A 14,273-nucleotide genomic window follows, 5' to 3' on the forward strand; every position below is an offset into this window, starting at 1 on the left:
TGATGCGTTTGATGATATTGCTGGCGGCACTGGTCAGCCTGGCGGGATGCGCCGGCATGACCGCGCAACCCGGCAATGAGGCGGCTCTGGCCGATGTACGGGCGAAGATCGCCCTGGGCCGCTGCGATGACGGGCTGGTGCAGAGTCTGGCGCGCCATCCCGCGCCGGAGCTGGAGCAGGAAGCCGCTTTCGTCTGTCTGCAGCAGGGTGAGGTCGAGGCGGTCGAGCGTCTGCTGACCGGCTACGACCGGCGCCATCGCAATGCGCCGCATCCGGATTATTCGGCCTATCTGCTGGCGCTGGCGCAGCAGGTGCGTTTCGAGCTGGCGGAAGGCGAAGATGCGCTCCAGCTCACCGAGGGTCGCAAGGCGCACCAGCGCTATGCCGAGTTCGTGCATCGCTATCCGGAGTCGGAATACCGCAACGATGTGGGCCCCCGGCTCAACAGGCTGCTGGAAGACATGGCCCAGGCCGAGTACCGCCTCGCTCAGGCTGCCCTCGAGGCGGGGGATGCCGCCCAGGCGGAAGCGCGCATGCGCTACCTGCTGCGCTATTACCCCCACAGCAGCGTCGCCCGGGAAGCCAGCGATTGGCTGGAGCAGGCGGCACGGGGCGACGACGACAATACCGCTCCGGGAACGGCCTGGTAAGGTCGCCCCGATCACAACCCGGTGACGGGGAAAGCGTTCCGTCTTGCTCATCAACGATCTTTGATCTAGTACCAATTGTGGGCACTCCGCCGGAGTGTCCCATAACAACAAGATCGGAGTTCGTCATGACATATCATCTGGGCTGGACCCGGACCATCATGGTCCGGTCGGCGTTGAAGTCTGTCGCCGGTTTTATCGCATTATCCCTCTCTTCATCCCTGTTTGCCGCACCCACTACCGAAGGCCCCATCCCCGGCGCGCCGCCTGGCGACCCCAAGTCGGCGGTACTGGAGCAGACGTACCCCTTCTTCGCCACCCAGGGCGAACTGCGGCGACGCGGCTACGTCGAGGAGGAGTTCTATCTGTACGGCGAGGCCGACGCCTACAGCAGCACCGGAGAGCTGCTGGACCAGGCCGTACCCTACCGGACCCGCATTGTGGTGCGCCGGCCGAAGTCGGAGCGCCGCTTCAACGGCACCGTCATCATGGAATGGCAGAACGTGACCGCCGGCTACGATCTGGATGCACTCTGGCATGGTGAGCAGCTGACCCGGGAAGGCTTCGCCTGGGTCGGCGTGTCGGCGCAGCGCGTGGGCGTGGATTTTCTGCGGGAATGGAGTCCGACCCGCTACGGCGAGCTGGATGTCACCGGTGCCGGACAGTACATGACCGACCAGTTGTCCTACGACATCTTTGCCCAGGCCGCGCAGGCCGTACGGGAGGGCGAAGGCCCCATGGGCAACCTGCAGGTGGACAAGGTCATCGCCGCGGGCGGCTCGCAATCCGCCGGGCGCATGACCATCTATTACGACTACATTCTGCCGCAGATTGCCGACCCGGTATTCGACGGCTACAACTTCGTGGTCGGCAGCGGACCCAGTCGCGTGGGCACCGAGCCGGTGTTTCATATCCTGGCGGAAACCGATGTCCGCTCGGCCGAGGGGCGTCGGCCGGACAGCGATGTCTACCGGCGCTGGGAAGTGGCCGGTGCCGCGCATTCCGGATATCAGGGTCAGGCCTACCGCGCGCCGTTGTCTGAGCGTGACCTGCCGGACGGCGCTCCCCAGTATGACTGTCTGCGCGAACCCTTCAGCCGTGTCCCGCTGCACCACGTGGTTGTCGCCGGGCACGTGCACCTGGCCCGCTGGATTGATGGCAAGGCACCGCCCAGAGCACCCTATCTGCGATTCGATGGGGCAAGCAAGGTGCGTAACGAGCTGGGACTGGCCCAGGGAGGTATCCAGCTGCCGCAGATGAGGGTGCCGACAGCGGTCAACACCGGCGATAACGCGGGGCAGACGTTCTGCTTTCTGTTCGGCAGTCACCAACCGCTGGAGGAGGCGCAGCTGAGATCGATGTACCGCAGCCACAACCGGTACGTTACGCTGGTCAGCGCCGCCGTGGCGCTGAATGTGTCCAGGGGATACCTGTTGCCGGGCGACGGACTGGTGGAGGTGATCGACGCCGCCCGCTCCGACGTGGCCAAACCGCCGCGCCGCGTCTCCCGACGCTGATCCGGGCAGGGCAGGGATGCCCATCCCCGCAGCCGGCCGGAAAGGGTGCAGGCTGCGGATGCAAGGGAAAAATTACCCCTGTCGAGTGATATCCCGCTTGACATTGTGCACAACGGACCGATAGCAGCCGTGCTGCGTCCCCGATGGCAGCGTAAACCCTTGTAAAATCAATGCGTATTTGTAAGTTATTGATTTTATTGGTATTTTGTCGTGGTCAAAATTTGATCATTTTAACCTTCGGCCATGTATTACCGGCGACAGAGGCAGTTTTGAGCAGGCTATCCACAAAGATATCCACAGCTTTTGTGGATAGCTCAACGCTCACAGGCAGACCGGTGGGTCACACTCCCTGGGGGATATCCTCGCCACCCAGTGCCGTGGTCAGCGCAGGCAGCCACTCCGAAAGGGTGCGGGACATGATGATGAAGCTGGCATCCAGCTGACCGGCCATGTCGTCACCGCCCTGGTCATCCGCTTCATCACGCAGCAGTTCCTCGAAGCGCAGCCGCTTGATGCCCAGCTTGTCATCCAGGGTAAAGGACAGCTTGTCCTGCCAGTGCAGGGCCAGCTGACTGACCTGCTTGCCGACCTCAAGATGCTGCTGGATCTCGTCGCTGGACAGATCCTGGCGCTTGCAGCGGATCACACCGCCGTCCTCACCGGTATCGCGCAGTTCGCATTCATCGGAAATGATCAGGCCCTCCGGCGCGGTGCCGGTCCTGACCCAGTCGGTCATGCAGGCAGCGGGGGCGATCTTCACGTTCATCGGACGGACCGGCAGACTGCCGGTACCTTCACGCAGCAGGCTGAGCAGGTCCTCGGCACGCTTGGCGCTGGAGGTATCCACGGCAATCCAGCCTTCGCGGGGTGCAATCAGCGCCAGGGTGGTCTGGCTGCGGGTAAAGGCGCGGGGCAGCAGGGACATGACGATCTCGTCCTTGAGCGTGTCGCGCTCCTTCTTGTATACCTTGCGGGCGTCCCGGGCTTCGATTTCCTCGACCTTCTCGGCCAGCGCTTCCTTCACCACGCTGCCCGGCAGAATCCGCTCTTCCTTGCGCATGGCCAGTAACCAGTAACCCTCGGCTACCTGCAGCAGGTTTTCCGAATGCTTGCCGAATGGCGTGGTCCAGCCGAGGGTGAAGGTCTCCTGGCTGCCGCAGGGGCGGGCAGGGCGCTCTTGAAGCGCGGCCAGCAGTTCGGCTTCGGTAAAGGGGACGTCCTGGCTGAAACGATAGAGCAATAGGTTACGAAACCACATGAGCAGTCCTTGTGACGATGCATGGATGGAGATGGGAAAAGAGGGGCGGCATTATCGCGCTCGTGGAGAATTTCGGCCACCCTTACCCGATGTGTACATAACATATTGAAAAAGAGTGGGATTTTTTTCACAAAAGGTATTGCCAGACGGGGAAAACCTGCCTAGAATGCGCCCCACTTCGAGAGCAAAGGGTGATTAGCTCAGCTGGGAGAGCATCTGCCTTACAAGCAGAGGGTCGGCGGTTCGATCCCGTCATCACCCACCACTCGCGAGGTCACGCGCAGCGGTAGTTCAGTTGGTTAGAATACCGGCCTGTCACGCCGGGGGTCGCGGGTTCGAGTCCCGTCCGCTGCGCCATATACAAAGCCCCGCATCGAAAGATGCGGGGCTTTTTCGTTTCCGTGCCGGTTGCGGGCCCTGGGAAATCATCGGCTTGCCATAAGCCGGAAAGCCCATTAGAATGCGCGCTCACTTCGAGAGAGGGTGATTAGCTCAGCTGGGAGAGCATCTGCCTTACAAGCAGAGGGTCGGCGGTTCGATCCCGTCATCACCCACCACTCGCAGTTACGCGCAGCGGTAGTTCAGTTGGTTAGAATACCGGCCTGTCACGCCGGGGGTCGCGGGTTCGAGTCCCGTCCGCTGCGCCATATACGAAGCCCCGCATCGAAAGATGCGGGGTTTTTTCGTTTCCGGAGCATGCATTCCCGGAGTCGGCCGGCGTCCGCCGGGCTGCGGCCTGCTAGACTCGATGCCAGACTGGTCTGGTTTCGAGGGGACGCAATGGGGCTTTCGCTGTTCAACCGCTATACCTTCTTCGTCGTCTGCGTGCTGATCACGCTGCTGACGTTGCCGTTTCTGGCCAGCACAGGCTGGCTGTGGGTGCTGACGCTGCTGACCGGCTCGCTCAGTCTGCTGGGTCTGCACGATCTGTTGCAGCGCAGGCACGCGGTGCTGCGCAATTATCCGATTCTCGGTCATGTCCGTTATCTGGTGGAAAGCATCCGGCCGGAGATCCGTCAGTACCTGATCGAAAGTGACAATGAGCAGCTGCCGTTTTCACGGACGCAGCGCTCGCTGGTCTATGCCAGGGCCAAGAACGAGGCTTCCGACCGGCCGTTCGGCACCCAGAAGGATGTCAACCAGACCGGCTACGAGTTCATCAGTCATTCATTGCTGCCGGTGGTCCCGGTGAGTCCCGAGACGTTTCGCGTCGAGATCGGTGGGCGCGCCTGCCGACAGCCGTACTCGGCCTCGATCTTCAACATCTCGGCGATGAGCTTCGGCTCGCTGAGTGCCAATGCAATCCTGGCTCTGAACAAGGGCGCGCGGCTGGGCAATTTCGCCCACGATACTGGTGAAGGTTCCATCAGCCGGTATCACCTGGAGCACGGTGGCGACCTGATATGGGAGTTGGGCAGCGGCTATTTCGGCTGCCGGGACGAAAATGGCGCCTTTGATCCCGACCGGTTTGCAGAGCAGGCGCGCCGCCCCCAGGTGAAGATGATCGAGCTGAAGCTCAGCCAGGGGGCAAAGCCGGGGCATGGCGGCATCCTGCCGCGGCACAAGATCTCCGCCGAGATTGCCGCCACCCGGGGCATCCCCCGGGACCGGGACTGCATCTCTCCGGCGCGGCACAGCACCTTCTCGACCCCCATCGAATTGCTGCAGTTCATCCAGCGGTTGCGCGAGCTCTCCGACGGCAAGCCGGTCGGCTTCAAGCTGTGTCTTGGGCATCCCTGGGAATTCATGGCGATCGCCAAGGCGATGCTGGAGACCGGTATCGTGCCCGACTTCATCGTGGTGGACGGCAAGGAGGGCGGCACGGGAGCGGCGCCGCTGGAGTTTTCCAACCATATCGGCGTGCCGTTGCGCGAGGCGGTGATGTTCGTGCACAACACGCTGGTGGGCACCGGGCTGCGCGACCAGGTGCGCATCGGTGCCAGCGGCAAGATCATCAGCGCCTTCGATATAGCCTCGGTAGTGGCGATCGGGGCCGACTGGGCGAATTCGGCCCGGGGCTTTATGTTCGCTATCGGCTGTATCCAGTCCCAGACCTGTCACACCAATACCTGTCCGACCGGGGTCGCCACCCAGGATCCCTGGCGGCAGCGCGCGCTGGTAGTGCCGGACAAGGCGCAGCGGGTCTGCAACTACCATCGCAATACCCTGAATGCCCTCTCCGAGATGCTCTCGGCTGCGGGGCTCTCGCACACGTCGCAGCTGGACCCGCGTTTCCTGGTGCATCGGCTGTCCGCCAACGAGATCAAGCTGTACTCGCAGATGCATGTGTTCCTGCAGCCCAATGCGCTGCTGGAGGGCAATGTGGAAGGGGAGTTCTACCGTCGGATGTGGGCGATGGCCCGGGCCGACAGTTTCGAGGCGGCGACGCCGATGGCGGTAAGCTGAAACGACAACGGGGCTCGAAAGAGCCCCGTTGCGTATGGATCATGCCGCTAGATCAAGTGTCCGGAGTGGACTGAACCAGCTTGCGGGCGTGTTCCAGATGCTCCTTCAGCTTGGGCAGCGTCTCCTTGGCGAAGGCGGCTACCTCGGCATCATCGGAGCGGGTGGCGCGCTCGAACAGTTCGATGGTGCGCTCATGCGCATCAACCTGGTTGTTGGCGTAGGCATCGTCGAAGGACTCGCCGTCACGCGCTTCCAGGATCATGGCACGGGCCTTGTCCATCAGCTTGGCCTCGTCGGAAATTTCCCAGCCCTTGCTGGCGGCAAGTTCGGCCATCTTCTCGTTGGCGGCTGCGTGGTCCTTGATCATGCGTTCGGCAAACGCCTTCACTTCGGCATTCTGCGATTGCTGCAGGGCCTTCTGTGCGGTCTCTATTTCAGCGACACCCAGCGCGGAGGCTTCTTCCAGGAAGTCTTCGCCATCAATGCTGTCACGGTTGGCGTCAGTGCCGGCCATGCCGCCGTCAACCTGATCATTGTTGCGGATGGCACCGGTGGTGTCGGCGCTTCCGCCGTCACCGGTTGTGGCCGGGGTACCGGTCGGACCGGAAGTCTGAGGGGCGCGATCACCGGTGGTGTCCTGGGCGATGGCAGGTTGGGCAACATACCCGAGTGCGACCGTCATGATGGCGGTGGCAAGGAGCTTCAAATGCGTCGGTTTCGAACTTTTCATATCTCACCTCTGCTTCTTATTGAACGTATAAAAATAGAAAGGCTGCGAGCGGCAAGGTTCAATCAGAATGATGCATTTGATGGGTCATGAAAGATGGCCGATACGATCACCAATGATCATTTCGCTGATCCAGCCGGTCAGGATGCTGGTGTAAGCCTCCTGACAACGCTCGCTGGAAAGGGCGTGATCAGCCCCGTCGATGATGCGGTGGGTCATCGAGTGGGCCTGGATGAAAGAGGAGCGGTAATTCATGATGGTGGTGTGCGGCACGTGCTCGTCGTGCTCGGATTCCACTATCAACACGTCTCCCCTGAATTCGGCACAGGCTGCAAGGGCACGGTTGTCCGCCGGGCCCAGCCGGCTGCGACGGTAGGCCATCAGGCGTGGCCGGTCGAGTTGCTGCTTGGGCAGCTGCCATTGCTCATCCCAGTACAGCGCCGGCACCCGCATGGCCAGCCAGCGCACCGGGCGCAGGCTGGTGAGGATGGTGGCAAGATAGCCGCCGTAGCTGGTACCGATGACCGCAACGCGTTCGGGGTCCACGCCCGGGTGTTCGATCAGCCGATCATAGGCCACCAGCAGGTCTTCCAGATTCTGCGCGCGGTTGATGGTCTGTTTCTGCTCCAGAGTTTTCTCGTGACCGCGCAGGTCGAAGGTCAGGCATACGCAGCCGAGCCCGGCAATGTGTCTGCCGCGCAACATGTCCCGCTGCTGGCTGCCCCCCCAGCCATGCACGAACAGGATGCCGGGCATGCGCCGCCGGGGCGCCAGGATGGTGCCGGCGATCCGCTCGTTGCCGACAACCAGCTCTATATATTCGGTAGTGGCTGCCATGGGCTGAGTGTGACTCCCTTTGTGATCGGGCCGACCTGCGGGTCGTCGCCCTCATAGAGGATCCTGCCATGCTGCGGTATGGGCGGTGATACACCATACAGCTCCCAGCTGCTGGCACGGATGTGTTCCAGCCCCGGATCATCGGCGAAGGCCTGCAACGCATGGATCTCTGCGGAACTGGCGCCACCGATACGCCATGACTGCTCCAGCACGCCCATGCAGGTCTGGTCGGTGTCCACTATCCCGACGGCCACGTCGCAGTTGCGCCGTGAGGCAATGAAGCCCGGAAAGCAGGTCTCCGCCGCCTGCTCGTAGGCCCGGGTCTTGTCAATGGCCATGCGGGCCACGGGGGAATCGATCTGGCGGGCCAGTTCAAGGTAATCGCCACGCACCAGGTGCAGATCGGAGCCGCCATAGACGGTCTCACCCCGGTTGCCGGTGGTCAGTCGCTGCTGACCGAAGTAACTGATGAGCCAGTCACCGACGTGCAACTGGCCGACGCTGAAGGTGCGTACCTCGGCGAGATGACGTTCAAGCACCACGCCATGCTGCGTCAGCTCCACCGGATCAAGGCGGGCGATGCCGTACTGCAGCTGTTCCCGATTGCGCACGAGCTGCTGACCGAGTCCGGCCCGGGCACGGACCTGCTTGATTCGAACCGGACCGCGTTCCAGCAGCCGCTCGCCCGCCTGCAGGGCGTCGGCGGGGGTGAAGGCGCTGTAACCGGGCAGCACACTGTCGCCGGCCTGTTGCATGAACGCCTCGCTCCAGCCTGTCGGCGCGGCAGCATCCGGCTCCACCAGCGGGTGGGAGATGGCCTTTGCCGCCATGAATGGATGGCTGACCACGGCCCCGAACAGATCCAGCTCGCTGGCGATGGCCGGCTGCGGAGCGATCAGTGTCGCGTCAGGCACCTGGTAAAGGCGGGGCTCGTCCAGCCGCGCACTTTGGCGGATGCCCAGGAAGGGGAGTCCCAGCACGTCCGCCAGACAGCCGGCAAGATGCTGATGCATGTGACGCTCGTGGTCCGCACCGGACGTGCCGGTCTGCACCAGCACCACTCCTGCGGCGGCGCGCCCGGGGTTCATGCGGGCCCCCACGCTAGGCGGTCTTGCCGCGGCTGGTGCTGGTTGAGTTCGGTGGCGGCAGGGCAATCCGCTTTTCGCGCATTTCCTGCAACTTCTGCTTGGCCGGGCAGTAACCCCGCATGCCTCGGTAGACGGTAGCGGCGCCGACGGCCATGTGCACCCAGCCCAGCGGGCCGGGGCGTCGCAGGCCCTTGCCGATGAGCATCAGGCCGCCGCCGATGGACAGCCACTTCTCGGTGGCGGTGACGTTATGGGTCGGCGGCTTGCGGGTCAGATCGCGAATGGCTCGATACATTCCGGGTCTCCTTCAGTTGGCTCTGCGCAGCGCATCGACCAGTTGCTGCTTGCGCATGGTCGAGCGGCCGCGGATATTCTTCGACCTGGCCTTGGCCATGAGTTCGGCCTTGGTCTGATCCTGCAATGAGGCGGAACGGGAGCCGGCCTTGCGCGTGGCTGCCGCCTGCTTGGCTGAATCGCTGCGACTGGCTGCCTTGCTGCGATCCGACTTGTTCTGGCCGGAACCGCCGGTGCGATTGCCGCCGCCGGATTGCTTGTTCACGGTGGCCCAGGCCCGGGCCTCGGCCTTGTCACTGGGCACACCCTTGCGCTCGTAACTCTTCTCTATGTGCGCTGCCTTGCGTTTCTGCTTGTCCGTGTACTTGTCTTTGTCACCCTGGGGCATGGTCATTCCTCCTTCGGTCAGGGGCGCAGGACGACCTTGCGGCAGTCCTGTTCCTTGCGGTCGAACATGCGATAACCCTCGGCTGCCTGCTCCAGGCTCATCCGGTGGCTGATGATGATGTCCGGGTGCAGCTCGCCGCGGACGATGTGCTCCAGCAGCTTCGGCAGCAGCGGGTGCACGTGGGTCTGACCCATCTTGAAGGTCAGGCCCTTGTCGAATGCGTCACCGAACAGGAAACCGTGGATGAAACCGGCGTAGACGCCGGGCACACTGACGGTACCGCCACGGCGCACGGCCGCGATGCTCTGGCGCAGCGCCTTGCCGATGCTGCCCTCCAGACGGAGGTTCTTCAGCACCGCCTCGGTGGTGCTGCCCTTGGCTTCGAAGCCCACCGCGTCGATCACCGCATCCACACCGCGGCAACCCGGGGTCTGTTCGATGATGGCGGCTGCCGGGTCGTCGTACTGATTGAAGTTGATCGGCAGCACGCCGTAGGTACGCGCGGCGAATTCCAGCCGGTGCTCGTCGTCGTCCACCATGAAGATGTCTTCGGCACCGAGCAGCCGGGCGCAGGCGGCGGACATCAGGCCAACCGGGCCCGCGCCGTAGATGGCCAGACTGCTGCCCGGCCTGACGCCGGCATTGACCACCGCCTGATAACCGGTGGGCAGGATATCGGTGAGAAACAGCACCTTCTCGTCATCCAGCTCCTGGGGAAAGCGGAACGGGCCGGCGTTGGCCTTGGGTACCCGCACATATTCCGCCTGGCCGCCGGGCACACCGCCGTAGAGGTGACTGTAGCCGAACAGCGCGGCCCCCGGCGGAATCTGCTTCTTGTTGAGGATGGCACCGCGGTCGGGGTTGGTGGTTTCGCAGGCGGCATGCAGATCCATGTTGCAGAAGAAGCAGCTGCCGCAGGCGATGACGAAGGGCACCAGCACGCGCTCGCCCTTGCTGACGGCGGTGACATCCTTGCCGGTTTCCACCACCTCGCCGAGGAATTCATGGCCGAAGATGTCGCCGTGCTTCACCTGGGGGATCGAGCCCCGGTACAGGTGCAGGTCCGAACCGCAGATGGCGGTGGCGGTGACCTTCAGGATGATATCGTCATCGGCGACGATGGTCGGATCGGGTACGGTTTCCACTCGAACGTCGTGACTGCCGTGATAGGTAAGTGCGCGCATGCGGGATCCTCTCTGGCTGGGTCGGGTTGCGGTCAGGGCTGGTATCTGTGCCCCGGTTCGGAGTCGGGGTGCAGCACCGGGGTGATGCGTACATCGGTGATGCGACCGTTTGCATTCACATCCGGATGCGCTTCGATGTGGGCCCGCGCCTGTTCCGGCGTCAGGTCGTCTCCGGTGCTGTTCACTTCGATGGTGGTCGGCTGGTCGTCGACAATGAAGCTGACAAGAAAGCGTTTCTCTCGCATGACAGTGCTCCCGTGCAATGGCTCGCCGGGCCGGTGGCCATATCTGATCTGACCCCCGGGCGGTGGCATTGGGTTCATTGTTTTTTGTCCGGAGCAGGGGGTCGGCGGGCCTGAACTTTTGCCGTCCGGCCCGGGTCATCCGTAGACGAGGGCAGGATCCTGTCATGTCATCGCCTGGGAGGTCTTATGGCACGGGCAATCTGGAAGGGCGCGATCAGTTTCGGGCTGGTGCACATCCCGGTTTCGCTGGTATCCGCCACCACCGCCAGCGGAATCGATTTCGACTGGCTGGATGAGCGCAGCATGGACCCGGTGGGTTACAAGCGCATCAACAAGACCACCGGCGAGGAGATCGCCAGCGAGCATATCGTCAAGGGCATCGCCTACGAGAAAGGCCGCTACGTCATCATCAGCGACGAGGAGATCAAGGCGGCGCTCCCGCGGGCGACCCAGACCATCGATATCTTCGCCTTTCTCGACGCCAGCGAGATCCCGCTGCTCAACATCTACAAACCCTACTTTCTCAGTCCCGACCGGCGGGGCGAGAAGGTCTATGCCTTGCTCCGTGAAACCCTGATCAGCACCGGCAAGGTGGCGCTGGCCCATGTGGTGGTGCGCACCAAGCAGAGCCTTGCGGCGCTGATGCCGCTTGAGGACGCGCTGGCGCTGATCATGTTGCGCTGGCCATCCGAAGTACGCAGCGTTGCCTACCTTGACCTGAAGGACGAGGCGCGCAAGCCGGACCTGAGCGACAAGGAGCTGGATATGGCCAAGCGGCTGGTGGAAGACATGAGCGCTGGCTGGGAGCCGGAGGAGTACCGCAACACCTTCGAGGACCAGATCATGGCGCTGGTCGACCAGAAGGTCGACGCCGGCGAGATCGAGGCGGTGGAGAGCGTCGAGCCGGATGAGCAGCGTCAGAGCGCCGATGTGGTCGACCTCACCGAACTGCTCAAGCGCAGCCTGGGCGGCAAGGGCAAGGGAGGCAAGGCTGGCGGCGGCAAGTCCACCAGCCAGAGCAGCAGCGGCCGCAGGAAGAAATCCGGGTGAACTGACAGGAGGCCACCGTGCCCAGACCTCTGAGCGAATACAACCGCAAGCGTGATTTCGACAAGACCCGGGAGCCACGAGGTGATGCGGCCACTGAGCGCCGCCTCGGCTCGGCGTTGCGTTTCGTCATCCAGAAACACGCCGCCCGGCGGCTGCACTACGACTTCCGCCTGGAGCTGGACGGGACCCTGGTCAGCTGGGCCGTGCCCAAGGGACCGAGCCTGGACCCGGCCGACAAGCGCCTGGCGGTGCATGTCGAGGATCACCCGCTGAGCTATGGCAGCTTCGAGGGCAGTATCCCCAAGGGGCAGTACGGCGGGGGTGATGTGATTGTCTGGGACCATGGCATCTGGGAGCCCCACGGCGACCCGGTAAAGGACTACCGGGACGGCAAACTGAAATTCACCCTGGTCGGTGAGAAACTGTCCGGCGCCTGGACCCTGGTGCGCACCCGGCTGCCGGGCAGTGGTGACAAGGAGCAATGGCTGTTGATCAAGGAGCGCGATCAGGCGGCACGCAACAGCAGGGAGTACGACGTGGTGGCGGAGCGCCCCGAGAGCGTGCTGTCGGATACTGCAATCGATGAGAAAACCGGCAAGCGTGTCAGGCATGATCGGGCTGGCAGGACAAAGGCAGCGGCGGAAAGGGAGCCGGCGGCCCAACCGCAGCGGCGCAGCAAGGCTGCACCGTCACGCACCGCCAGACGCGGCAAGGCATCGACCGCTTTCCCGGACATCCTGGCCCCCCAACTGGCCACTCTGGCCAGCGAGCCACCCGCCGGTAACTGGCTGTACGAGATCAAGTTTGATGGCTACCGCCTGATGATCCGCTTCGACAAGGGGGGCAAGGTCAGTCTGCTGACCCGCAACGGCCACGACTGGAGTCACCGGCTGCCCCGCCAGTGCAAGGCGCTGCGCAGCCTGAAACTGAAGAGCAGCTGGCTGGATGGCGAGCTGGTGGTTCTCAACGAGGACGGCATGCCCGATTTCCAGGCGCTGCAGAACGCCTTCGATGAGAAGCAGGATCAGCAGATGCTGCTGTACCTGTTCGATGCACCTTTCCTGAATGGGGAGGATCTTCGCCAGCAACCCCTTGAGGCCAGGCGCGAGGCACTGGAGCAGGTGCTGCAGGGTAACGAGAGTCCGTTGCTGCGGTTTTCGGAGACCTTCGAAGCCGATTACCAGTCCATCTTCAAGAGCGCCTGCGCCATGTCGCTGGAGGGGTTGATCGGCAAGCGTGCCGGCAGCCCCTATGTGTCGCGGCGCAGCACCGACTGGATCAAGCTCAAGTGCACCCAGCGCCAGGAATTCGTGATCATCGGCTTTACCGAGCCCAAGGGCAGTCGTAAGGGGTTCGGCTCCCTGCTGCTGGGTGTCCATGATGCCGAGCAGGGACAGCTGCGCTACGCAGGGCGGGTAGGGACCGGTTTCAGTCAGGCCCGGATAACCGACCTTCACCGTCAGCTGAAGGAGCTGGTGCAGGAGAGCCCGCCGGTATCCGGCAAGGTGCCGGACGCCGGTACCGCCACCTGGGTCAGGCCGCAGAAGGTATGCGAGGTGGAGTTCGGCGAATGGACCCGCAGCGGAGTGGTGCGCCACCCGGTGTTCATCGCCCTGCGCAGCGACAAGCCGGCGGAGGATATCGTGCGCGAGGAGCCGATGTCTGCCGAGCGGGTTGAGCAGGTGATGGGGCGCAAACTGGTATCCGGCAAGGTGGCCGGCGTGCGCATCAGTAATCCGCAGCGGGTCATCGATCAGCAGAGCGGCTACACCAAGGGGGATGTGGCAAGTTTCTACGCCAGTATCTGCGAATGGATCATGCCGCATCTGAGCGGCCGCCCGGTATCGCTGCTGCGAGCCCCCGACGGAGTCGGGGGGCAGCAGTTCTTCCAGAAGCACGCCGAACGGCTGGCCATACCGCACATCCGTATTCTCGACCGCAAGCTGGATCCCGAGCACGAGCCCTACATGGAGGTGAACAACATCAGGGCGCTGGTTGGAGCGGTACAGATGGGCACCATGGAATTTCACGGCTGGGGCGCCAACAGCCGCAACCTCGATCAACCCGACCGCATCACCCTCGACCTGGACCCGGACCCCAATCTGCCATGGAAGAGCATGATCGAAGCCACCGAACTGGTGCTGGCGGTGCTCGACGAGCTCGGCATGCAGAGCTGGCTCAAGACCAGCGGTGGTCGCGGTATACACATTGTCATTCCGCTGGCCCGGTATGCCAACTGGGAAACCATCAAGGAGTTCAGCCGGGCCATCTCGGCCTTCATGGCCCGGCAGTTACCGGATCGCTTCACCTCCAAAATGGGACCGAAAAACCGCATCGGCAAGATCTTCATCGATTACCTGCGCAATCAGCATGGCGCCAGTACCGTTGTTGCCTATTCGGTTCGCGCGCGGCCCGGGCTGCCCGTGTCGGTGCCCATCGCCAGGGAGGAGCTGGCGGAACTGCGCGGCGCAGGGCAATGGCATGTCGGTAATCTGGAAGAGCGCCTGCAGGGGCTGCAGGAGGATCCCTGGGCAGGCTTTCACCATCGCCAGCGAATCAGGAAGGAGTGGTGGGAACAGCTGGAAGCAAAAGCCCCCTGACATGAGCAGAGGGCTTGAAGCTACAGGTCGGA

13 protein-coding genes and 4 tRNA genes are annotated in these 14,273 nt (G+C 63.2%); 9 read left to right on the forward strand and 8 right to left on the reverse strand.

Annotated elements, in window-relative coordinates:
• The first annotated feature begins 2 nt into the window (after window positions 1-2).
• Complete coding sequence (gene bamD, locus IEW63_RS02900; protein WP_188635079.1) at window positions 3-650, forward strand: outer membrane protein assembly factor BamD; 648 nt, start codon at window positions 3-5, stop codon at window positions 648-650.
• 125 nt (window positions 651-775) lie between these two features.
• Window positions 776-2,164 (forward strand): alpha/beta hydrolase domain-containing protein, encoded by a 1,389-nt coding sequence (locus tag IEW63_RS02905; protein WP_188635080.1) that lies wholly within the window; start codon window positions 776-778, stop codon window positions 2,162-2,164.
• A gap of 340 nt (window positions 2,165-2,504) precedes the next feature.
• On the opposite strand, the gene rdgC is transcribed toward IEW63_RS02905, so the two are convergent.
• Complete coding sequence (rdgC, locus tag IEW63_RS02910; RefSeq protein WP_188635081.1) at window positions 2,505-3,422, reverse strand: recombination-associated protein RdgC; 918 nt, start codon at window positions 3,420-3,422, stop codon at window positions 2,505-2,507.
• Between the two features lie 189 nt (window positions 3,423-3,611).
• Here rdgC and IEW63_RS02915 point away from each other — a divergent pair.
• The 5 genes from IEW63_RS02915 (at window position 3,612) to IEW63_RS02935 (ending at window position 5,828) form a co-directional block, all read left to right on the forward strand.
• Window positions 3,612-3,687: transfer RNA gene (locus IEW63_RS02915), tRNA-Val, on the forward strand.
• A 15-nt stretch (window positions 3,688-3,702) separates the two neighbouring features.
• A tRNA-Asp gene (locus IEW63_RS02920) sits at window positions 3,703-3,779 on the forward strand.
• A 124-nt stretch (window positions 3,780-3,903) separates the two neighbouring features.
• A tRNA-Val gene (locus IEW63_RS02925) sits at window positions 3,904-3,979 on the forward strand.
• Between the two features lie 13 nt (window positions 3,980-3,992).
• A tRNA-Asp gene (locus IEW63_RS02930) sits at window positions 3,993-4,069 on the forward strand.
• A gap of 133 nt (window positions 4,070-4,202) precedes the next feature.
• Window positions 4,203-5,828 carry an FMN-binding glutamate synthase family protein gene (locus IEW63_RS02935; RefSeq protein WP_188635082.1) on the forward strand — a complete coding sequence of 542 codons (1,626 nt, stop codon included), beginning with the start codon at window positions 4,203-4,205 and terminating at the stop codon, window positions 5,826-5,828.
• 52 nt (window positions 5,829-5,880) lie between these two features.
• Here the strand turns inward: IEW63_RS02935 and IEW63_RS02940 are convergent, their stop codons facing one another.
• The 7 genes from IEW63_RS02940 to IEW63_RS02970 all read right to left on the reverse strand — a co-directional run bounded on the left by IEW63_RS02940 (window position 5,881) and on the right by IEW63_RS02970 (window position 10,591).
• The gene (locus IEW63_RS02940) at window positions 5,881-6,558 is read right to left on the reverse strand and encodes a DUF4142 domain-containing protein (RefSeq protein WP_229710297.1); all 678 of its coding nucleotides are present in this window, start codon (window positions 6,556-6,558) and stop codon (window positions 5,881-5,883) included.
• Between the two features lie 84 nt (window positions 6,559-6,642).
• The gene (locus IEW63_RS02945; RefSeq protein ID WP_188635083.1) at window positions 6,643-7,392 is read right to left on the reverse strand and encodes an alpha/beta hydrolase family protein; all 750 of its coding nucleotides are present in this window, start codon (window positions 7,390-7,392) and stop codon (window positions 6,643-6,645) included.
• Complete coding sequence (locus tag IEW63_RS02950; protein ID WP_188635084.1) at window positions 7,368-8,480, reverse strand: DUF3182 family protein; 1,113 nt, start codon at window positions 8,478-8,480, stop codon at window positions 7,368-7,370. The genes IEW63_RS02945 and IEW63_RS02950 overlap by 25 nt, the downstream gene beginning before the upstream one ends.
• A gap of 13 nt (window positions 8,481-8,493) precedes the next feature.
• Window positions 8,494-8,775 carry a YgaP family membrane protein gene (locus IEW63_RS02955; RefSeq protein ID WP_188635085.1) on the reverse strand — a complete coding sequence of 94 codons (282 nt, stop codon included), beginning with the start codon at window positions 8,773-8,775 and terminating at the stop codon, window positions 8,494-8,496.
• Between the two features lie 12 nt (window positions 8,776-8,787).
• Complete coding sequence (locus tag IEW63_RS02960) at window positions 8,788-9,162, reverse strand: Rho termination factor N-terminal domain-containing protein (protein WP_188635086.1); 375 nt, start codon at window positions 9,160-9,162, stop codon at window positions 8,788-8,790.
• 17 nt (window positions 9,163-9,179) lie between these two features.
• Window positions 9,180-10,346, reverse strand: coding sequence for a zinc-dependent alcohol dehydrogenase (locus IEW63_RS02965; protein ID WP_188635087.1), 1,167 nt, complete (start codon window positions 10,344-10,346; stop codon window positions 9,180-9,182).
• Between the two features lie 32 nt (window positions 10,347-10,378).
• Window positions 10,379-10,591: a hypothetical protein gene (locus IEW63_RS02970; protein WP_188635088.1), complete on the reverse strand. Its 213-nt coding sequence runs from the start codon at window positions 10,589-10,591 to the stop codon at window positions 10,379-10,381.
• 186 nt (window positions 10,592-10,777) lie between these two features.
• On the opposite strand from IEW63_RS02970, the gene ku reads away from it, so the two are divergent.
• Together ku and ligD are read left to right on the forward strand one after the other, a co-directional pair.
• Window positions 10,778-11,641: a non-homologous end joining protein Ku gene (gene ku / locus IEW63_RS02975; protein WP_188635089.1), complete on the forward strand. Its 864-nt coding sequence runs from the start codon at window positions 10,778-10,780 to the stop codon at window positions 11,639-11,641.
• Window positions 11,642-11,658: 17 nt separating this feature from the next.
• Window positions 11,659-14,241 carry a DNA ligase D gene (ligD, locus tag IEW63_RS02980; RefSeq protein WP_188635090.1) on the forward strand — a complete coding sequence of 861 codons (2,583 nt, stop codon included), beginning with the start codon at window positions 11,659-11,661 and terminating at the stop codon, window positions 14,239-14,241.
• Window positions 14,242-14,273 lie beyond the last annotated feature (32 nt).

The organism is Halopseudomonas pertucinogena (assembly GCF_014646575.1).
Taxonomy (GTDB): Bacteria; Pseudomonadota; Gammaproteobacteria; order Pseudomonadales; family Pseudomonadaceae; genus Halopseudomonas; species Halopseudomonas pertucinogena.